At 64.4% G+C, this 19,793-nt stretch carries 20 protein-coding genes and 1 tRNA gene; 15 read left to right on the forward strand and 6 right to left on the reverse strand.

The window, feature by feature from the left end; all coding sequences use genetic code 11:
- Positions 1–101 precede the first annotated feature (101 nt).
- Together G1E_RS07890 and G1E_RS07895 are read left to right on the forward strand one after the other, a co-directional pair.
- Complete coding sequence (locus G1E_RS07890) at positions 102–1,043, forward strand: folate-binding protein YgfZ (protein ID WP_009684771.1); 942 nt, start codon at positions 102–104, stop codon at positions 1,041–1,043.
- A 55-nt stretch (positions 1,044–1,098) separates the two neighbouring features.
- On the forward strand, positions 1,099–1,905 hold the full coding sequence (locus G1E_RS07895; RefSeq protein ID WP_009684772.1) for an HDOD domain-containing protein: 807 nt from the start codon (positions 1,099–1,101) through the stop codon (positions 1,903–1,905).
- A gap of 48 nt (positions 1,906–1,953) precedes the next feature.
- On the opposite strand, the gene G1E_RS07900 is transcribed toward G1E_RS07895, so the two are convergent.
- Both G1E_RS07900 and G1E_RS07905 read right to left on the reverse strand, forming a co-directional pair.
- On the reverse strand, positions 1,954–3,333 hold the full coding sequence (locus G1E_RS07900; protein WP_009684773.1) for a sensor histidine kinase: 1,380 nt from the start codon (positions 3,331–3,333) through the stop codon (positions 1,954–1,956).
- Positions 3,326–3,997 (reverse strand): response regulator, encoded by a 672-nt coding sequence (locus G1E_RS07905; RefSeq protein ID WP_009684774.1) that lies wholly within the window; start codon positions 3,995–3,997, stop codon positions 3,326–3,328. The genes G1E_RS07900 and G1E_RS07905 overlap by 8 nt, the downstream gene beginning before the upstream one ends.
- Before the next feature lie 197 nt (positions 3,998–4,194).
- On the opposite strand from G1E_RS07905, the gene G1E_RS07910 reads away from it, so the two are divergent.
- The 5 genes from G1E_RS07910 to G1E_RS07930 all read left to right on the forward strand — a co-directional run bounded on the left by G1E_RS07910 (position 4,195) and on the right by G1E_RS07930 (position 9,695).
- Positions 4,195–5,484 carry an OprD family porin gene (locus G1E_RS07910; RefSeq protein ID WP_009684775.1) on the forward strand — a complete coding sequence of 430 codons (1,290 nt, stop codon included), beginning with the start codon at positions 4,195–4,197 and terminating at the stop codon, positions 5,482–5,484.
- A gap of 45 nt (positions 5,485–5,529) precedes the next feature.
- The gene (locus tag G1E_RS07915; RefSeq protein WP_009684776.1) at positions 5,530–6,510 is read left to right on the forward strand and encodes a tripartite tricarboxylate transporter substrate binding protein; all 981 of its coding nucleotides are present in this window, start codon (positions 5,530–5,532) and stop codon (positions 6,508–6,510) included.
- A gap of 184 nt (positions 6,511–6,694) precedes the next feature.
- Entirely contained in the window at positions 6,695–7,153 is a 459-nt protein-coding gene (locus G1E_RS07920; RefSeq protein WP_009683063.1) for a tripartite tricarboxylate transporter TctB family protein, read from the forward strand.
- A 3-nt stretch (positions 7,154–7,156) separates the two neighbouring features.
- Positions 7,157–8,671, forward strand: coding sequence for a tripartite tricarboxylate transporter permease (locus G1E_RS07925; protein WP_009683064.1), 1,515 nt, complete (start codon positions 7,157–7,159; stop codon positions 8,669–8,671).
- The gene (locus G1E_RS07930; protein WP_047149748.1) at positions 8,664–9,695 is read left to right on the forward strand and encodes an AbrB family transcriptional regulator; all 1,032 of its coding nucleotides are present in this window, start codon (positions 8,664–8,666) and stop codon (positions 9,693–9,695) included. Before G1E_RS07925 ends, G1E_RS07930 begins: the two co-directional genes overlap by 8 nt.
- A gap of 57 nt (positions 9,696–9,752) precedes the next feature.
- Here G1E_RS07930 and ung read toward each other — a convergent pair whose 3' ends face one another.
- Positions 9,753–10,445, reverse strand: coding sequence for a uracil-DNA glycosylase (gene ung, locus G1E_RS07935; RefSeq protein WP_009683066.1), 693 nt, complete (start codon positions 10,443–10,445; stop codon positions 9,753–9,755).
- Positions 10,446–10,571: 126 nt separating this feature from the next.
- On the opposite strand from ung, the gene G1E_RS07940 reads away from it, so the two are divergent.
- Positions 10,572–11,678, forward strand: coding sequence for an enoyl-CoA hydratase/isomerase family protein (locus G1E_RS07940; RefSeq protein ID WP_009683067.1), 1,107 nt, complete (start codon positions 10,572–10,574; stop codon positions 11,676–11,678).
- 12 nt (positions 11,679–11,690) lie between these two features.
- Here the strand turns inward: G1E_RS07940 and G1E_RS07945 are convergent, their stop codons facing one another.
- On the reverse strand, positions 11,691–12,149 hold the full coding sequence (locus G1E_RS07945) for a hypothetical protein (RefSeq protein WP_009683068.1): 459 nt from the start codon (positions 12,147–12,149) through the stop codon (positions 11,691–11,693).
- A gap of 212 nt (positions 12,150–12,361) precedes the next feature.
- On the opposite strand from G1E_RS07945, the gene G1E_RS07950 reads away from it, so the two are divergent.
- The 5 genes from G1E_RS07950 (at position 12,362) to G1E_RS07970 (ending at position 16,279) form a co-directional block, all read left to right on the forward strand.
- A complete protein-coding gene (locus G1E_RS07950; protein WP_047149743.1) occupies positions 12,362–13,837 on the forward strand; it encodes a sensor domain-containing diguanylate cyclase in 1,476 nt (491 codons plus the stop codon).
- Positions 13,834–14,046 (forward strand): cysteine-rich CWC family protein, encoded by a 213-nt coding sequence (locus G1E_RS07955; protein WP_009683070.1) that lies wholly within the window; start codon positions 13,834–13,836, stop codon positions 14,044–14,046. Before G1E_RS07950 ends, G1E_RS07955 begins: the two co-directional genes overlap by 4 nt.
- 9 nt (positions 14,047–14,055) lie before the next feature.
- Entirely contained in the window at positions 14,056–14,748 is a 693-nt protein-coding gene (locus tag G1E_RS07960) for a pseudouridine synthase (RefSeq protein ID WP_009683071.1), read from the forward strand.
- Positions 14,749–15,207: 459 nt separating this feature from the next.
- Positions 15,208–16,095 carry an alpha/beta fold hydrolase gene (locus G1E_RS07965; RefSeq protein ID WP_009683072.1) on the forward strand — a complete coding sequence of 296 codons (888 nt, stop codon included), beginning with the start codon at positions 15,208–15,210 and terminating at the stop codon, positions 16,093–16,095.
- Positions 16,096–16,205: 110 nt separating this feature from the next.
- Positions 16,206–16,279, forward strand: a tRNA-Gly gene (locus G1E_RS07970).
- A gap of 2 nt (positions 16,280–16,281) precedes the next feature.
- On the opposite strand, the gene G1E_RS07975 is transcribed toward G1E_RS07970, so the two are convergent.
- A complete protein-coding gene (locus G1E_RS07975; RefSeq protein WP_009683073.1) occupies positions 16,282–16,464 on the reverse strand; it encodes a hypothetical protein in 183 nt (60 codons plus the stop codon).
- On the opposite strand from G1E_RS07975, the gene G1E_RS07980 reads away from it, so the two are divergent.
- Both G1E_RS07980 and G1E_RS07985 read left to right on the forward strand, forming a co-directional pair.
- A complete protein-coding gene (locus G1E_RS07980; RefSeq protein WP_009683074.1) occupies positions 16,463–18,169 on the forward strand; it encodes a SulP family inorganic anion transporter in 1,707 nt (568 codons plus the stop codon). The genes G1E_RS07975 and G1E_RS07980 overlap by 2 nt on opposite strands.
- 63 nt (positions 18,170–18,232) lie before the next feature.
- Positions 18,233–19,243: a DUF4917 family protein gene (locus tag G1E_RS07985; RefSeq protein WP_009683075.1), complete on the forward strand. Its 1,011-nt coding sequence runs from the start codon at positions 18,233–18,235 to the stop codon at positions 19,241–19,243.
- A gap of 8 nt (positions 19,244–19,251) precedes the next feature.
- Here G1E_RS07985 and G1E_RS07990 read toward each other — a convergent pair whose 3' ends face one another.
- A complete protein-coding gene (locus tag G1E_RS07990; RefSeq protein WP_009683076.1) occupies positions 19,252–19,770 on the reverse strand; it encodes an AlpA family transcriptional regulator in 519 nt (172 codons plus the stop codon).
- Positions 19,771–19,793 lie beyond the last annotated feature (23 nt).

A 19,793-nucleotide genomic window follows, 5' to 3' on the forward strand; every position in this document is an offset into this window, starting at 1 on the left:
GCCAGGCGAGCGCAGCGGCACCGGGCGTTGGTCTACTCACCTACCTATTTTGTTACCGGCGTTCTATGATGGCCGCCAGTCTTTAGCCACCGCGATGACCCATGGCCGATTCCGCTTTCTTCTGCCCCCTGTCCCACGAGGGCATCCTCGCCGTCCGCGGCTCCGATGCAGGCAAGTTCCTGCAAGGCCAGCTGACCTGCAACATCAACTATCTCAGCCAGGAACATGCCGGCCTCGGCGCCCGCTGCATGGTCAAGGGGCGCATGCAGTCGAGCTTCCGTATCCTGCCCGAAGGCAACGGCTACCTGCTGGCCATGGCCAGCGAGCTGCTCGAGGCGCAATTGGCCGACCTGAAGAAGTACGCCGTGTTTTCTAAGGCCACGCTCACCGATGAGAGCAGCGCCTGGGCACGCTTCGGCCTGCAAGGGGGCGAAGCGGCACTGCAAGCACTGGGGATCGACCTGCCCAGCGCCGCGGGCAGCACCGTGCGCCAGGCCGGGCTGATCGCGGTCACCGTGTCCGCCGGCCGCGTAGAGCTGTGGGTAGCGGCGGACAACGCCGAGCCCGTGCGCCAGGCCCTCGCCGCCGCCCTGCCCGAAGGCAGCCTCAACGACTGGCTGCTCGGCCAGGTCCGCGCCGGCATCGGTCAGGTCATGGGGCCGACCCGCGAGCTGTTCATTCCCCAGATGATCAACCTGCAAGCTGTCGATGGCGTCAGCTTCAAGAAGGGCTGCTACACCGGCCAGGAGATCGTCGCGCGCATGCAGTACCTGGGCAAGCTCAAGCGCCGTCAGTACCGCCTGGCGCTGGACCAGGCCGCCGTTCCGGCGCCGGGGGCGGAAATCTTCTCGCCCACCCACGGCTCGTCGGTCGGTGAAGTGGTGCTGGCCGCCAGCAACGGTGCCGGCTGCGAATTGCTCGCCGTGCTGAGTGCCGAGGCGGTAGAAGACGACAACCTGCACCTGGGCAGCCTGGAAGGCCCGCGCCTGCAGGTGCTGACCCTGCCTTACGAACTGGACCGCGACCGGGAAATCCAGCGCTGACCAGCCTGCCCCGCCCGCGTGGCGGGGCCGCACCACCACTGCGGTAGACACGCCCATGAACAAGCTGGCCGAGATGGTTCAAGCACAGTTGCTCGATGCCATCGAAAAGGATGACCTGGTCCTGCCGACCCTGCCCGAAGTTGCCTTGAGCATCCGTGAGGCGGCAGAAGACAGCGAGATCAGCGTAGCGGCCCTGAGCAAGGTGATCGGCCGTGATGCGGCGCTTTCGGCGCGCCTGATCAAGGTCGTCAACAGCCCACTGCTGCGCGCGGCGGTAGAAGTGACCGACCTCCACACCGCCATCACGCGGCTGGGCATCAACTACAGCTGCAACCTCGCCATCGGTCTGGTCATCGAGCAGATTTTCCACGCCCGCTCGTCGGCCGTGGAACAAAAATTGCGGGAAATCTGGGCCAACAGCCTGGAAGTGGCGGGCATCAGTTACGAAATCACGCGCCGCTACACCCAGCTCAAACCTGAGCAGGCGACCCTGGGTGGGCTGGTCAACCAGATTGGCGCGCTGCCCGTGCTGATCTACGCCGAAGAGCACAACGAACTGCTGTCCGACCCGGTGTGCCTGCATTATGTGATCGAGCAGATCCAGCCGGCGCTGGGTGACAAGATTCTCAAGGCGTGGGAGTTTCCGGAGCAATTGGTCAACCTGCCCTCGCAGGTTCAGGACCTGGACCGCCAGACTGACAAGGTCGACTACATCGACATCGTGCAGATCGCGCGTTGCATCAGCCAACGTGGGCGCCAGCGGCCGTTGGCGGCGCTGCCGGCGTACCGCCACCTGGGCTTGCCGTTCGGTACCGAGCTTGAGGTGGAAGAGCTGCTTGAGGCGCGGAGCATGTTGCGCTGACCCGCTCAAACCTGCGCTGGCCGGCGGTGGGCCAGCACAGGCACCGCGTCAGTCCGCGATAAAACTCACCCGTACCCGCAACCCGCCCTTCGCGCCATCATGCAGGCTCACCTGCGCCAGGTGCGCCCGGCAGATCTCGCCCACGATGGCCAGCCCCAACCCGCTGCCCTGCGCACTGCGCCGGTAGAACCGCTCGAAGACCCGCTCGCGCTCAGCCTCGGGAATGCCAGGCCCGTCGTCTTCCACTTCCAGCACGGCCGGGGCCAGCACGCGAATGATCACATTGCCGCCCTGCGGTGTATGCGCCAGGGCATTGTCCACCAGGTTGCTCAACAGCTCGTTGAGCAACGTCGGCTCGCCCTTCAGCCAAACCGGCGCCTCGGCCTCCAGCGCCAGCGCAACGCCGCGCTTGTGCGCCAGGGGCGCCATGGCCATGCCCAGCTCCCGGGCCAGTTGGCTCAAGTCCAGGCGCTGCGCACCGCCCTCGGCAATCGCCCGCGCGCCGTTCTCCACCCGTGCCAATGACAGCAACTGGTTGGCCAGGTGGGTCAACCTGTCGGTGCCCTGGGCGGCAGACTCCAACGTTTCCCGCCACGCCTGCGGCTCTGGCGAGCGCAGGCCCAACTCGACGCGCGCCTTCAAGGCCGCCAGCGGCGTGCGCAGTTCGTGCGCGGCATCGGCAATGAACTGGGCCTGGCGCTCGAACTGGCCACGCAGGCGTTCAGTGAAATGGTTCAAGGCACGCACCAATGGGCCCAACTCACGCTGCACCTGCACCACCGGCAGCGCCCGCAGGTCGTCGGGCTGGCGCTCCTCCACCGCTGTGCGCAGGCGCTCCAGCGGCCGCAGCGCCGCACTGACGGCGAACCACACCATCACCAGCGCCGCCAGCGCCAGCATGCCCAGGCGCAGCAAGGTATCGGCCATCAAGCCGCGGGCCATGCTCACCCGCGCCTCCTCGGTCTCGGCCACACGGATTTCCGCCATGCCATTCATGTTCGGCTCGCTCACCGCCTTGAGCAAACTGACCACGCGCACGTCCTGGCCCAGGTAGGTGGCGTTGTAGAACCGCGCCAGCGCCGGGTAATCGTCGGTGCGGGGCGTGCCTGGCGGCGGTGGCGGCAGGTTCTCGTAACCGGAAATCAGCCGCTGCTGGATATCGAGCACGGTGTAGTAAATGCGCCCGGCGCTGTCGTAGGCGAAGGTGTCCAGCGCCACGTAAGGCACGTCGGCGCTCAGCGAGCCATCGCGCTGCGACAGCCCCGCGGCGATGGTCCGTGCCGAGGCCAGCAGGGTACGGTCGTAGGCGGTATCGGCAGCCTCGCGACCATTCCAGTAGGCGCTCAGGCCGCTGGCCAGCATCAGCACCACCAGCAGCAACGCCAGGTTGCCCATCAAGCGCCCGCGCAGGCTGCCATTGTCACGCATCGCGATGCTCTAGCAGGTAGCCCAGGCCACGGAAGGTGACGATGGCTACCGGCTGGCCGTCGAGCTTCTTGCGCAAGCGGTGGATGTAGATTTCGATGGCATCGGGGCTGGCCTCCTCGTCCAGGCCGAAGACCTGGGCGGCCAGCTGCTCCTTGCTCATCACCCGGCCCGGGCGGGCGATCAGCGCCTCCAGCACACTCTGCTCACGGGAGGTCAGGGTCAGGTTGTCGTCGCCAAGGGCAAAACGCCGGGTATCAAGGTCGTACACCAACGGCCCGCAGCGCTGCTGGCGCTCCCCACCGAGCACGCTGCGCCGCAGCAGGGCTTTGACCCGGGCTTCCAGCTCGGTCAGCTCGAACGGCTTGGCCAGGTAGTCATCGGCCCCCAGATTCAGGCCGTGGACCCGGTCCTTGACGTCGCTGCGGGCGGTCAGCATCAACACCGGCAGGGTCTTGCCGCGCCCACGCAAACGCGCCAGCACTTCAAAGCCATCCATGCGCGGCAAGCCGACATCCAGCACGGCCACTGCGTATTCTTCGCTGGCCAGGGCCAGGTCGGCGGCCACGCCGTCATGCAGCACATCCACGGTCAGGCCCAGGCTTTTCAAGGCCAAGGCCACGCTTTCGGCCAGTTGCAGGTGGTCTTCGACCAGCAGCACACGCATCGGTTTCTCCCTCTCGGCTGGGGCAATGGCGCGGAGTGTACCGCTGTCGCCGGGCCTGTGAAGCCCCATGTGGCAACCTTTCAGGTTGAAAGGTTAGCGAAAGGTTCGTTGCCTAGCATCGCCCTACGGTCGCGCCTCGCACCGAAAAAAGCACCAGCAAGGTGCAACGAATAAGAACAAAAACGGAGTCACCGACGATGCTGTCAGCACAGCCGCAGGCGTTTGCGCCTACCCGTTCCTTTGCCTCACGCCCCAGCACCCTCGCCAGCGCCCTGGCGCTCGCCGGTGTCGCCCCGCTGAGCCAGGCCGCCTTCTTCGAAGACAGCACGGCCACCTTCGAAACCCGCAACATGTACTTCAACCGCGATTTCCGCGACGGCACCAGCGCGCAACAATCCAAGCGCGATGAATGGGCCCAGGGCTTCATGCTCAACTTCGAGTCCGGCTACACCGATGGCACCGTAGGCTTCGGCGTGGACGCGCTGGGCATGCTCGGTATCAAGCTCGACTCCAGCCCGGACCGCACCGATACCGGCCTGCTGCCGACCCACGATGACGGCAAGGCTGCCGACGAATATTCCAAGCTGGGCCTGACCGGCAAGGTCAAGGTCTCCCAGACCGAACTGAAGATCGGCACGCTGATCCCCGAGCTGCCGACCCTGCAACCGAACGACGGCCGGATCCTGCCGCAAACCTTCGAAGGCGGCCTGCTCACCTCGAAGGAAATAAAGGGCCTGACGTTCACTGGCGGGCGCCTGGACAAAGCCAAGGACCGTAACGACACCAATTGGGAAGATCTGGCCCTGAACAACAAGAATGGCCGCTTCGGTGGTTCGTTCAGCGCCGATCACCTGGCCCTGGGTGGGCTTGACTACCAGTTCACCGACCGTATCACCGGCAGCTATCACTTCGCCCAGCTCGACGATATCTACCGCCAGCACTTCATCGGCATGGTCGCCACCCAGCCGTGGGGCCCAGGCACCCTCGGTGCCGACCTGCGCCTGGCCATCAGCGACGACGCCGGTGCCGCCAAGGCCGGCAACATCGACAACACCACGTTCAACGGCATGCTCAGCTACGCCCTGGGTGGGCACAAGGTCAGTGGCGCGTGGCAGCAATTGTCGGGCGACAGCGCGTTCCCTTATGTGGATGGCGCCGACCCCTACCTGGTCAACTTCGTGCAGATCAACGACTTCGCAGGCAAGGACGAGCGCTCCTGGCAGGCGCGCTACGACTACAACTTCGCCGCCCTGGGCGTGCCCGGCCTGACCTTCATGACCCGCTACATCAGCGGCGACAATGTCAGCCGCGCCGCCGGTGGCGAAGGCAAAGAGTGGGAACGCGACACCGAAATGAAGTACGTCGTACAAAGCGGCCCGTTGAAGAACGTGGCCGTGCGTTTGCGCAACGCCACATTCCGCTCCAACCTCGCCCGCGATGCCGACGAAGTACGGCTGCTGGTGAGCTACAGCGTGGCGCTGTGGTAAGCCGCTAGCCTAACCCGATAACAACAACACTCACGGAGATCGACGATGACCTTTTCACTGCGCCGCCTCGTCCTCGCTACCGGCTGCCTGCTGTTGGCCGGCAACGCCCTCGCTGCCGAACCGAAACGCCCCGAATGTATTGCCCCCGCCTCGCCGGGCGGTGGTTTCGACCTGACCTGCAAGCTGGTGCAAAGCGCCCTGGTGCAGGAAAAGATCCTCAGCAAACCCATGCGCGTCACCTACATGCCCGGCGGTGTCGGCGCGGTAGCGTACAACGCCGTGGTCGCCCAACGCCCGGCTGATGCCGGCACACTGGTGGCCTGGTCCAGCGGTTCGTTGCTGAACCTGGCCCAGGGCAAGTTCGGCCGCTTCGACGAAAACGCCGTGAAATGGCTGGCCGCGGTCGGTACCAGCTACGGCGCAATCGCGGTGAAGAGCGACTCGCCCTACAAGACCCTCGACGACCTGGTCGCAGCACTGAAGAAAGACCCGAGCAAAGTGGTGATCGGCTCTGGCGGCACCGTCGGCAGCCAGGACTGGATGCAGACCGCCCTGATCGCCAAGGCCGCCGGGATCAACCCGCGTGACCTGCGCTACGTGGCCCTGGAAGGCGGCGGCGAAATTGCCACGGCCCTGCTGGGCGGCCACATCCAGGTGGGCTCGACCGATATTTCAGACTCCATGCCGCACATTCAGAGCGGCAACATGCGCATCCTCGCGGTGTTCTCGGAAAACCGCCTGGACGAGCCGGAGATGAAAGACATCCCGACTGCCAAGGAGCAGGGCTATGACATCGTCTGGCCGGTGGTGCGCGGTTTCTACCTGGGGCCAAAGGTCAGCGACGAGGACTACGCCTGGTGGAAGCAGTCGTTCGACAAGATGCTGGCTTCGCAAGACTTCGCCAAACTGCGTGACCAGCGCGAGCTGTTCCCGTTCGCCATGACCGGCGAAGAACTGGACAGCTATGTGAAGAAGCAAGTGGCTGACTACAAGACGCTGGCCAAGGAATTTGGCCTGATCCAGTAAGCCTGCCGGATCCACCACAATCCCTGTGTAGGAGCGGCCTTGCGTCGCGATCGGGTCGCGAAGCGGCCCCTGGAACTGCCTTGCGATGCTGCAGACAGATCGCAGTGGCAGGCTTTGCGGGCGCTTCGCGGCCCGATCGCGACGCAAGGCCGCTCCTACAAGCAATCTCAACGAGGATTTTTTCATGATCCTGCAACGCCTCTTCGCCCTGGTCTTGCTGGCGGTGTGCGCCGTGCTTGCCATAATGGCCTGGCCCTACCAGGCGGCGTTTTCCTATGAGCCGGTGGGCCCGCGTGCCTACCCACTGCTGATGCTCGGCCTGATGGGCCTGGGCCTGCTGTACCTGGCTATCCGCCCGACGCCGATCGTGCGCAAGGACGACGAACCAGAACTGGACCGCGCGACCCTTTTCAAAATCGCCGCGTGTGTCGGCCTGCTGCTGGTTTTCGCCGCCACCTTCGAACCCTTGGGCTTCATTCTCAGTGCCATCCTGGTGGGCCTGCCCATGGCGCGCCTGTATGGCGGCCGCTGGCTGCACAGCGCCATGGTGGTGGTGGGCATGAGCATCTTCCTCTACTGGCTGTTCGACCGCGTGATGGACGTGCCACTGCCCCTTGGCCTGCTGAGCGTACTGGAGAACTGACACATGGATACCTTGAGCTACCTGGGCCAGGGCTTCGGCGTTGCCCTGTCCCCCTATAACCTGGTCACCGCCCTGTCCGGCACCTTGATCGGCACCGTGGTCGGCCTGCTGCCAGGCCTGGGCCCGATCAACGGCGTGGCCCTGCTGATCCCGATTGCCTTCGCCCTCGGCCTGCCGCCAGAATCGGCGCTGATCCTGCTGGCAGCGGTGTACCTGGGCTGCGAATACGGCGGGCGTATCAGCTCGATTCTGCTGAACATCCCGGGCGAGGCTTCGACCGTGATGACCACCCTCGACGGTTACCCGATGGCCCGCCAGGGCCTGGCTGGCGTTGCCCTGTCGCTGTCGGCCTGGAGTTCGTTCATCGGTGCGCTCATCGCCACCTGCGGCATGGTGCTGTTCGCCCCCCTGCTGGCCAAATGGGCGATTGCCTTCGGCCCCGCCGAGTACTTCGTGCTGATGGTGTTCGCCATCGTCTGCCTGGGCGGCATGGCCGGTGACAAACCGCTGAAAACCTTCATTGCCGCATTGATCGGGCTGTTCCTGTCGGCGGTCGGTATCGACGCCAACAGCGGCGTCTACCGCTTCACCGGCGACAGCGTGCACCTGGCCGATGGCATCCAGTTCGTGGTGTTGGTACTGGGCCTGTTCTCGATCAGCGAAATCCTCCTGCTGCTGGAAAAGACCCACCATGGCCACCAGGCGGTCAAGGCCACCGGGCGCATGCTGTTCAACTTCAAGGAGGCGGCTTCGGTGTTCGTGGTGAATATCCGCTGCGGCCTGCTCGGTTTCATCATGGGCGTGCTGCCGGGCGCTGGCGCCACGCTGGCCAGCGCCGTGGCCTACATGACCGAAAAACGCCTCGCCGGCACCAGCGGCAAGTTCGGCAAGGGCGACGCCCGTGGCCTGGCGGCACCCGAAACCGCCATTGGTGCTTCCTGCTGTGGCGCCCTGGTGCCCATGCTGACGCTGGGCGTACCGGGCTCCGGTACCACCGCGGTGATGATCGGTGCACTGACCCTGTACAACATCACCCCAGGCCCCCTGCTGTTCGAGCAGCAGCCAGACATCGTCTGGGGCCTGATCGCCTCGCTGTTCATCGCCAACATCATGCTGGTGATCCTCAACATCCCGATGATCCGCATCTTCACCCGCATCCTGGCCGTACCAAACTGGGCGCTGGTGCCGGTGATCGCCATCATCACCGCAATCGGCGTGTACGCCGTGCATGCCACCACCTTCGACCTGTTCCTGATGGTCGGCATCGGTATCATGGGCTACATCCTGCGCAAGCTGGACTTCCCGCTGTCGCCGATCCTGCTGGGCTTCATCCTCGGCGGCCTGATGGAACAGAACCTGCGCCGGGCGCTGTCGATTTCCAACGGTGAACTGGGCATCCTCTGGTCAAGCCCCATCAGCCTGTCGGTATGGGTGCTGACCCTGTGCATGCTGACCCTGCCGCTGCTGCGCATCTGGCGCAAACGTGCGCAGCAGCGTCGGGCCATGGCCGATGCCTGACCGGTCACTGCCGCTGTACGTTGCAACCGGGCTGGTCGGCCTTGCTGGGGGTTTTGCCGCCAGCAAGGTCGGCTGGCCTTTGCCGTGGATGATCGGCTCGCTGCTGGCGATCATCCTGGTGCGCTGCCTGACGCCCTGGCAATTGCCGGAAATACCCAATGGCCGCAAATGCGGGCAGTGGGTCATCGGCATCGGCATTGGCCTGCACTTCACCCCGGCGGTGATCGAGCAGGTCGCCAGCCACTTCGTCCTGATTTTCTTCAGCGCGGTGTTCACTACCGTGACCAGCGTGATCAGCGTGTGGCTGCTCAGGCGCAGCGGCGAGGACCGCGCCACTGCGTTCTTCGCCAGCATGCCCGGCGGTTCGGGAGAGATGGTCAACCTTGGCGCGCGCAACGGCGCGGTGCTCAGCCAGGTGGCGGCCGCCCAGAGCCTGCGGGTGCTGGCTGTGGTGTTGTGCGTACCGGCAGTATTCAAGTACCTGCTGGGCGACGGCGTCGCGCTCAACCACGCAGGCAGCGTAAGTTGGAGCTGGTTGGCCCTGATTGCCCCGCTGGGCATTGCCGTGGCCCTGCTGTGGCAGCGCTTGCGCCAGCCCAACCCATGGCTGTTCGGGCCACTGCTGGTGGCGGCCTCGGTGAGCCTGGCCACCAACCTGCAGATCGCCCTGCCCAACGGCGCCAGCCAGATCGGCCAATGGTTGATTGGCAGCGCCCTGGCCTGCCACTTCAACCGCGAATTCTTCCGCCGCGCCCCATCGTTTCTCGCCCGCACCCTGCTGGCCACGGCATTGTGCATGGCCGTTGCCGCCCTGGCCGCCTGGGCACTGAGCGTCCTGACGGCACTGGACTTGCGCTCGCTGACACTGGGCATGATGCCAGGCGGGATTGCCGAAATGAGCTTGACCGCAGAGACACTGCAGCTGTCGGTGCCGCTGGTGACGGCACTGCAGGTGATGCGGCTGCTGCTGGTGCTGTTTCTGGCCGAGCCGTTGTTCCGCGCGTGGAACGCCAGGCCTCGATGAACGCGGCGCCCGGCGAGCGGCGAACCCGCTGGCCAGGCGCTGCGCCAGTCCACATGACTACAACGGCGGCAACGCCCAGTTGATCGGCGCCAGCCCGCGCTGCTCGAGGAAGCTGTTGGTGCGGCTGAAGTGCCCGCAGCCGAGAAAGCCGCGGTAAGCCGACAACGGTGACGGGTGCACCGACTTCAGCACCAGGTGCTTGGTGCCATCGATCAGCTTCTGCTTGCTCTGCGCATGGGCGCCCCACAGCAGGAACACCACGTGCGGGCACTGCTCGCTGACGACCTGGATGATCCGGTCGGTAAAGTGCTCCCAGCCTTTCTTGGCATGCGAGGCCGCATTCGCGCGCTCGACCGTCATGGTGGTGTTGAGCAGCAGCACGCCTTGCTCGGCCCAGCTTTGCAGGTAGCCGTGGCTGGCGATCGGGATGTTCAGGTCCCGCTGCAACTCTTTGTAGATATTGACCAGCGACGGCGGCGTGGCCACCCCGGGCTGCACCGAGAAGCACAAGCCGTGCGCCTGGCCAGGCCCGTGGTAAGGGTCCTGGCCGAGGATCACCACTTTCACCTGTTGCAGCGGTGTCGAGTTGAGCGCGTTGAAGATCAGCGGCCCTGGCGGGTAGATCTGCTTGCCGGCAGCGTACTCGCTACGCAGGAACTCGCGCAGCTGATGCATGTAGGGCTGGTCGAACTCACCGCGCAACGCGGCCTTCCAGCTGGGTTCGAGTTTGATACGGTCGTCGTCAGTCATGGGGCCTTCCATAAACAATGGCGCGACACTAGGTAAGCCCTACCCGCTTGTCAAACGATCCGACCGACGACCGGCATGATTGGCCAGGCAAGCCATACTTGGGCCATGACTTGCGCGAGGTAGTCCATGACCATTCATTGCGAGGTGCTTACCGGCGCCGATGGCGCCCGCATGGGCATCGCCACCCTCGATGCGCCCATGGCGCTCAATGCCCTGACCCTGCCCATGATCGAGGCGCTGGGCGACCAGCTGCAGGCGTGGGCGCGCGACCCCGGGGTGGTCTGCGTGCTGTTGCGTGGCAGCGGCGCCAAGGCATTCTGTGCGGGAGGTGATGTGCGCGCGCTGGCCCAGGCTTGCCGCGATCAACCTGGCAGCGTGCCACCGCTGGCCGCCACCTTCTTCGCCGCCGAATACCGCCTGGACTACAGCCTGCACACCTACCCCAAACCGTTGCTGTGCTGGGGGCATGGCCATGTTCTGGGCGGCGGCATGGGGTTGCTGCAAGGCGCCAACGTGCGCATTGTCACACCCAGCAGCCGTCTGGCCATGCCGGAGGTCAGCATCGGCTTCTACCCGGACGTGGGCGCCAGCTGGTTCCTGGCCCGGCTGCCAGGCAAACTGGGGCTGTTCCTTGGCCTGACCGGCGCCCCGCTCAACGCCCGCGATGCCCTGGACCTGGGTTTGGCCGACCGCTTCCTGGGTGAGCACCAGCAAGAAACCCTGGTCGATGAGCTGCTGCAACTGAACTGGCAGGAACACACCGCGTTGCAGCTCAACAGCCTGCTCAAGGCCGAACAGCACCGCGTGTGTGCCGAATTACCGGCCGCTCAATGGTTGCCGCGCCGGGCAGTGATCGACGCGTTGCTCGATGTTGCCGATGCGGCTGCCGCATGGCGCGCGCTGGAAAACCTGAAGCACCATGACGACCCATTGCTGGCCGACGCCGGCCAACGGCTGCAGCAAGGCTGCCCGCTGACCGCCCATCTGGTTTGGGAGCAGATTCGCCGGGCGCGACACCTGTCACTGGCGCAAGTGTTGCAGATGGAGTACTGCATGAGCCTGAACTGCTGCCGCCACCCGGAGTTCAGTGAAGGGGTACGCGCCCGACTGCTGGACAAGGACAACCAGCCGCGCTGGCACTGGCCGGATGTGGCGCAGGTGCCGGCAGCGGTGGTTGAGGCGCACTTCGCCAAGGTGTGGGAGGGCAGTCACCCGCTGGCGGACCTGGGTTAGTGCAGTGGCTGCCTAGCGCTGCCATTGCCCCTGCCCGCGCGGCCCATCACCTGGCCCACCGCCATTGCCTGGCCCATTGGATTGCCAGCCGCCCCGCGGGTAGCGCTGGCTGCCATCGCGGTAGTCGTGCCGGTCCCGGTCACCCCGGTAGTCATCACGCTGGCGGTTGCCATAGTCATGGCGCGGCTTTCCGTGCCACTGGGTCACCGGCGGGCGTGGCTGCGGCCGGTAGTTGGGTGCGGGCTGATAGCGGTAACGCGGGGCGGGCTGGTAGTAGTAGCGTGGTGCCGGCTGGTAGTAGTAGCGTGGCTGCGGCGCCACGTAGTAACGGTCATAACGATAGTACCCGGGCGCTGCATAGCGGTCGCTGGTGTAATAGTCGGAGCGGTAGTAGCTGCCACTCTCGTAGTAAGGCGCGCAGGCGGAAGTCATCGACCCCAGCAGGGCGATCAACAGGATTCGATAGGACATGGCGGCCTCCTGGACCGCTGGAGTGCCCGCACAGCGGCGCTGTCGGGCGTCGATGCGAAATGTGTTCATCGACATTGAATAAGACACCGGTAACAAGGTGCAGTGCCATTCCTGCAATAATTTGATACAGCTGCCCGGGCACCGAAAAACTTGCAGTCATTTCAGGGCCACCTCACTAGAATGGGCGGCTCGGCACACATCATGGGAAGATCATGCCTTTACGTTCCACCCTGTTTTCGCAGCGTTCGCTGATCTTCACCCTCCTGTTGCTGCTGGCCTGCGGCTTTCTCGCCACCTCGCTGCTCAGTTACTTCGCTTCGCGCAGCGCTATCCGTGACGGCATCATCAATACCGAGTTGCCGCTAACCTCCGACACGGTCTACTCGGAAATCCAGAAAGACCTGATTCGCCCGGTACTGATCGCCTCGATGATGGCCCAGGACACCTTCCTGCGCGACTGGGTGCTGTCCGGCGAGCAGGACACCGCACGCATGACCCGCTACCTGGGGGAGGTCATGGGCAAGCAGGACACCTTCACCTCATTTTTCGTGTCCGACCGCACCCTGACCTACTACCAGGCCAAGGGGGTGCTCAAGCATGTCGACCCTGGCGCCTGGCGCGACGCCTGGTACTTCCGCCTGCGTGACCTCAAGGCGCCTTATGAGATCAACGTCGACCTCGACATGGCCAACCATGACAGCCTGACCGTATTCATCAACTATCAGGTGCATGACTATCAGCAACGCTTCATCGGCGCCGCCGGTGTCGGCCTGAGCGTATCGTCGGTGGTCAAGCTGATCGACCGCTATCAACAACGCTACCAGCGCGCGGTGCTATTCACCGACGCCAAGGGCAAGGTGCTGCTGACCGGCTCGGCAGGCGGCCCGCATGGCCTACAGGTGGGCCAGCAGCTCAGTGCCAACCCCGAACTGCAGGACCTGCTGGCCGAACGGCCTGTACCCAGTGAAGGCAGCCACGAGTACCGTGACAGCGACCAGCACAGCCACTTCCTCAACGTGCGCCAGTTGCCTGAGCTGGACTGGTACCTGCTGGTGGACAAACGGGAAACCGGCGCGCTCGATCGCATTCGTCACTCGCTGTACCTGAACCTGGCGATCTGCACCATGATCACCCTGGTGGTACTGGCACTGGTACACGCCATGGTCCGCCGCCATCAGGCCAGCACAGAGGCCCTGGCGACCCTCGACAGCCTCACCGGCCTGCTCAACCGGCGCAGCTTCGACCTGCTGGCTGCCCAGGCCCTGCGCGAAGCCCAGCGCGACAGTGGCCCACTGGTGGCGTTGCTGTTCGACCTGGACCACTTCAAGGCGCTGAACGATACCCATGGCCACCTGGCAGGCGACGAAGTGCTGCGCCAGTTCGCCAATGTGCTGCAAAGCAGCCTGCGCCAGTCGGATATACTGTGCCGCTGGGGTGGCGAGGAATTCATCGTGCTGCTGCGTGAAGCCGAGGGTCGGCACGCCATCGAGGTGGCCGAAAAGATCCGCCAGCGCACCGAACAGCTGACCTTCAGCTACGACGACCAGCCACTGCGCCTGACCACCAGCATCGGCCTGAGCAGCCTGCGACCGGGGGATACCCTGCACACCCTGCTGACCCGCGCCGACCGTGCCCTTTATCGTGCCAAACAGGCTGGCCGCAACCGTGTCTGTAGCGAAACCCCATGACTGATCAGCAACACTGCCCCGCTTGCGGCGCGCTCAACCACTGCAGCCTGGCCGACCCACGCCGCGCCACCCAGGCCTGCTGGTGCTACGGTGTCACCATCGACCCGAGCGTGCTCCAGGCACTGCCCGCCGCGCTGCGGGACAAAGCCTGCCTGTGCCCGCGCTGCGCCGCCGTTGAAGACCAACTCCAATCACGCCCTTCCAGCTGACGCCAAGCCATGCGCCTCGATCGTTTCCTTGCCAACCTGCCCCACTGCAACCGCCAGCAAGCCCGGCTGATGCTGGCCCAGCGCCGTGTACGCCTGGATGGCCAGGTCATCAGCGACCCGCTGGCCGAGGTGCGGGAGTTCAGCCGGGTGCAACTGGACGAGCAGTTGCTGCAGGCTGGCCGCCCGGCGCGCTACCTGATGCTGCACAAGCCGGCCGGCTGCGTGAGCGCGACCCACGACCCACAGCACCCCACTGTGCTCGAGCTGTTGCCGGCGGCGCTGCGTGCAGACCTGCACATCGCCGGGCGCCTGGACTTCAACACCACCGGCCTGATGATCCTGACCAACGATGGCCAATGGTCACGACGCCTGACCCAGCCAGCGACCAAGCTGCCCAAGCAGTACCTGGTGGAAACCGAGGACGAGATTGCCGAGCACTATGTGGCCAAGTTCCGTGAAGGCTTCTACTTCGCCTTTGAGAACCTCACCACCCAGCCCGCCCAGCTGGACATTCTAGGGCCGCGCCAGGCGCGGCTGGCGATTGTCGAAGGGCGCTATCACCAGGTCAAACGCATGTTCGGGTTTTTCGACAACAAGGTCGTGGGGCTGCACCGGGAGAGCATGGGGGCGATCCGGCTCGACCCGGGGTTGGCGCCCGGGGCCTTTCGGCAACTCACGCCGGAAGAAATAGGCACCGTCTAGCCCGCCCGCGAACTCGCGCAACCTACCGCTGAGCGCTCGCCATACGACCGCTCAGCGCCAAACGTCACAATTAAGCCCGAACGGCACTTGCAGGATCCCCGCCCCCCTGCTTGAATCCCAATCGTCAGTCTGCATGTGACCGCTAAGTCACGATCGTAGACCCAGACACTTTTTGTCGGCCACCCAGGGCCTAGATGCCTTGGGGCACGGCAGATTGCCCGCCATACAACAACACCGTCGACGCAAGTGCCAAGGATCGACACAGGGCCCCGGTTACTCTTCAGGCGAATGCCTACCTGTCATAAAGAACGTGCACCCTGATGTCCTGTTTCGGGAATGCGCTCTCTTTGGGCCAGTGGCTTGAGTGTTCGGCCAAGCCGCCGCCAAAAGTGAACGACCCGTTGCCGCGACAAGCCACCAGGTGACGCGAATACCCTTTTTGCGCCAGGAGTCGATGACATGAGGCCAGAAATCGCTGTACTTGATATTCAAGGTCAGTATCGGGTTTACACGGAGTTCTATCGCGCGGATGCGGCTGAGAATACGATCATCCTGATCAACGGCTCGCTGGCCACCACAGCCTCGTTCGCCCAGACGGTGCGCAACCTGCACCCGCAGTTCAATGTCGTCCTGTTCGACCAGCCCTACGCGGGCAAATCCAAACCGCACAACCGCCACGAACGGCTGATCAGCAAGGAGACCGAGGCGCATATCCTCCTTGAACTGATCGATCACTTCCAGGCCGACCACGTGATGTCGTTCTCGTGGGGCGGTGCCAGCACGCTACTGGCACTGGCGCACCAGCCGCGGTATGTGAAGAAGGCCGTGGTGAGTTCGTTCTCGCCGGTGATCAATGAACCAATGCGCGACTACCTGGCGCGCGGTTGCCAGTACCTGGCCGCCTGCGACCGCTATCAAGTCGGCAACCTGATCAACGACACCATCGGCAAGTACCTGCCGTCGCTGTTCAAGCGGTTCAACTACCGGCACGTCAGCAGCCTGGACAGCCACGAATACGCGCAGATGCACTTCCACATCAACCAGGTGCTGCAACATGACCTGGCACGGGCACTGGATGGCGCGCGCGCTATCGATATTCCGGTGTTGTTCATCAATGGTGAACGCGACGAGTACACCACGGCCGCAGATGCACGGCAGTTCGGCAAACACGTGGGGCGCAGCCAGTTTGGGGTTATCCGCGGTGCAGGACACTTTCTGGACATGGAGACCAAGGCCGCCTGCGAGGACACCCGCAATGCCATGTTGGGCTTCCTCAAGCCAACCCTGCGTGAAGCCCGGCAACGATACCAGCCGCTGCAACAGGGGCAGCATGCACTGGCTATCTGAGCAACTCGGCGCCTTGGTGCGGATACCCGCCGGCATGGGGCGCCGACACGCTTTTTTTATAACGTGGGCTTCTATTTCGCGCAGGGTTCTGGTAAAAAGTGCGGCGTAAGGCGGGTATAGTTTAGTGGTAAAACGAAAGCTTCCCAAGCTTTAGTTGAGGGTTCGATTCCCTCTACCCGCTCCACATTACATTCCCCCGCATGGCGTTCCGGCAACGTCATCGCTGTCAAAAGGAGCGTTCGCTCCTTTTTTCGTTTCTGCCAATCGCTTCGATCTGCTGCTTTCGATGATCAGCAGCATGGCCAATTGCCTGTCGATCCGTTTCAATGCGCCCAGGGTTTCGTGAAACATTTCGAAAGGACGACGCATGTTGCTCTCCCGCTGGCTACCGGGCCTTGCCAACCTGCTGCACTACCGCCGCGAATGGCTGCACGCCGACCTGCAGGCAGGGCTGTCGGTGGCAGCCATCCAGATCCCGACTGCCATCGCCTACGCCCAGATCGTGGGCTTGCCGCCGCAGTACGGCCTGTACGCCTGTGTGCTGCCGATGATGGTCTACGCGCTGATCGGGAGCTCGCGCCAGTTGATGGTCGGCCCCGACGCGGCTACCTGCGCCATGATTGCCGGGGCCGTGGCGCCGCTGGCCTTGGGCGACCCGCAACGCACTGCCGAGCTGTCGGTCATCGTCACCGTACTGGTCGGGGTCATGCTGATTGCCGCTGGCCTGGCGCGGGCCGGGTTCATCGCCAGCTTCTTCTCGCGCCCGATTCTGATCGGCTACCTCAACGGTATCGGCCTGAGCCTGATCGCCGGGCAGTTGTCCAAGGTGGTGGGGTTCAGCATCGAGGGCGACGGTTTCATCCTCAGCCTGATCAACTTCCTCCAACGCCTGGGCGAAATTCACGGGTTGACGTTGTGCATCGGCCTGGCCGCCCTAGGCCTGCTGATCTGGCTGCCACGCCGCTACCCGCGCCTGCCGGCCGCGCTAACGGTGGTGGCGCTGTTCATGCTGCTGGCGGGTCTGTTCGGCCTCGACCGCTTCGGCGTCGCCATACTCGGCCCGGTGCCGGCCGGCATCCCGCAACTGGCCTGGCCACACAGCAACCTGGCAGAAATGAAAAGCCTGCTGCGCGACGCCCTGGGTATCGCCACGGTCAGTTTCTGCAGCGCCATGCTCACCGCGCGCAGTTTCGCTGCCCGGCATGGCTACGCCATCAACGCCAACCACGAGTTCGTGGCGTTGGGCGTGAGCAATCTGGCCGCCGGGGTTTCCCAGGGTTTTGCCATCAGCGGTGCCGATTCGCGCACCGCCGTCAACGACATGGTCGGGGGCAAAAGCCAGCTGGTCGGCATCGTCGCCGCCCTGGTGATCGCCTTGATCCTTTTGTTTTTCACCGCGCCCATGGCGTGGATCCCTCAGGCGGCGCTGGGCGCGGTGCTGCTGATGGCTGGCTGGGGGCTGATCGATATCAAGTCACTGGGCCACATTCGGCGCCTGAGCCGTTTCGAATTCTGGCTGTGCCTGCTGACCACCGTGGGGGTGCTGGGGCTGGGCGTGCTGCCCGGCATCGTGTTTGCCGTGACCTTGGCGATACTGCGCCTGCTGTACAGCATCTACCAGCCTACCGACGCCGTGCTCGGCTGGCTGCCGGGCACCGAAGGCCAGGTCGACATTCGCAAGTTCAAGGATGCGCGGACGGTGCCCGGCCTGGTGGTCTACCGTTTTGACGACGCAATCCTGTTCTTCAATGCCGACTACTTCAAGATGCGCCTTCTCGAGGCGGTGCAAGGCGAGGCCCAGCCCAAGGCCGTGTTGTTCGATGCCGAGGCCGTGACCAGTATCGATGTCAGCGGCATGGCCGCATTGCGTGAAGTGCGCGACACCCTGGCCGCGCAGGGCATTTTCTTCGCCATCGCCCGTGCCCGCGGCAGCTTTCTGCGCATGCTGGTGCGCTCGGGCATGGCGCGCGAGATGGAGGACAAATTGCTGTTCGGTTCGGTGCGCGCCGGCATCCGGGCCTACCGGGTATGGCGTAACCGCAAGCGCAGCGTGCCGGCCGCCAGGCAGGGTTGATGCCCCTTGCCCCCGCCTGACATGCTAAAGTCGCCCCGCGCCCGCACCACCAATGGACCCAGCATGCCTGCACTCGACGCCCCACTCCTGCCCTGGCCGGAACTTGCCGCCCGCCACCCCTGCGATGCCCTGCTGCTGGGTAACGGCGCCAGCCGCGCAGTGTGGAAGCCGTTCGGCTATTTCTCGCTGTTCGAGGAGGCGCAACGCGCCGGTCGCAAGAAAGGCCTGGCGATCAGCGACCAGGCCCTGTTCAAGTCCTTGGGCACGGAGCTGTTCGAACCGGTGCTCAGCGCGCTCAACACCACCGTGCGCGCCAATGCTGCGCTCGCCATCAACTCCACTGCGCCGCTCAACCGCTATTACTCGATCAAGGAAGCGCTGATCCACGCCGTGCGCACCGTGCATCTGCCCTGGCGGCTGATGCCCCCGGCAACCCTGGCCGTGCTCAATCAGGCCTTGCGTGGCTATCGCAGCGTCTACACCAGCAACTACGACCTGCTGCTACCTTGGGCCCTGCAACATGCCCCGCAGGGCTTCGCCGACCTGTTCGACGAGCAGGGTTACTTCGATGTGCGCCGGCGCAGCAGCGAGGGTACCCGGGTGATGCACCTGCACGGGGGCTTGCACCTGCTCAAGCAACCCGACGGCACCACCCGTCAACGCAGCGCCGAGAGCGCCGAGCTGCTGGAAGGTTTTGCCGTGAACATTCCCGGTGAGGTGCCGCTGTTCGTCAATGAAGACCGCAGCGACGAGAAACTGCGCGCCATCCGCCACTCGGACTACCTGAGCTGGTGCCTGGGGCAGCTGGCCCAGGAACACCGTGGCCTGTGCCTGTTCGGGCAGCACCTGGACAGCACTGACCAGCACCTGCTCGACGCCATTCGAATGGCCGGGCCCAAGCACCTGGCGATCGCCATTCGGCCGTTGAGTGAAGCGTCGGTGATCAACCAGAAGCAGCATTTCGTCGATCGCCTGGGCGCCATGCCGGGCACGTCACTGCACTTCTTCGACGCCACGACCCATCCGCTGGGGCAGGCATCGCTGTCTATCGAAGCCGTGGCCACCCGAGGTTGAGGCCAGCCTCAGGCGCCTGTTGAAGGGGCCAGGTCTGGCTCGCCGAGCACGCGTTCGTATGCTTTGGACACGTTAACGGCCATTGCCATGCGCGCAAGCTCCAACGTGCTCTTGCCGATCGGGTAGCTCCCTCGCGCCTGCAGCCATGGCAACACATCGGCCAGGTGCCACAGAGCGGTGCTGCCATCATGCACGGGTACTGGGAAGCTACCTGCACGGGCGAGCATCAATTTGCGCATGTTCTGCCGAGATACACCGATGAGTTCCGCCACATCGCTGAGCCCGACCAGATCGGGGGTCGCTTCGATCAGGCGAGCGCCTGGAACCGCTCTGGCAACATCACTTAATGCGCTCTCGATGGCCTGCCTGGCAGATGTCGCCTGGCGAGTGAATGCCAATGCCAGACGCCCAGGTTGACCTACACCAGCCAATGCATCATCACATCCGTACTGAGCCAGGCGCTCCAGCAACGCATCGATATCTTCGTTCCCGCTCAGCTGATACCTGAGAGTGAACTCATACTCCATCGCTACTCCTCCTTGGGTACACA

Source organism: Pseudomonas sp. TJI-51 (assembly GCF_000190455.2).
In the GTDB taxonomy this organism is placed as follows: Bacteria; Pseudomonadota; Gammaproteobacteria; order Pseudomonadales; family Pseudomonadaceae; genus Aquipseudomonas; species Aquipseudomonas juntendi.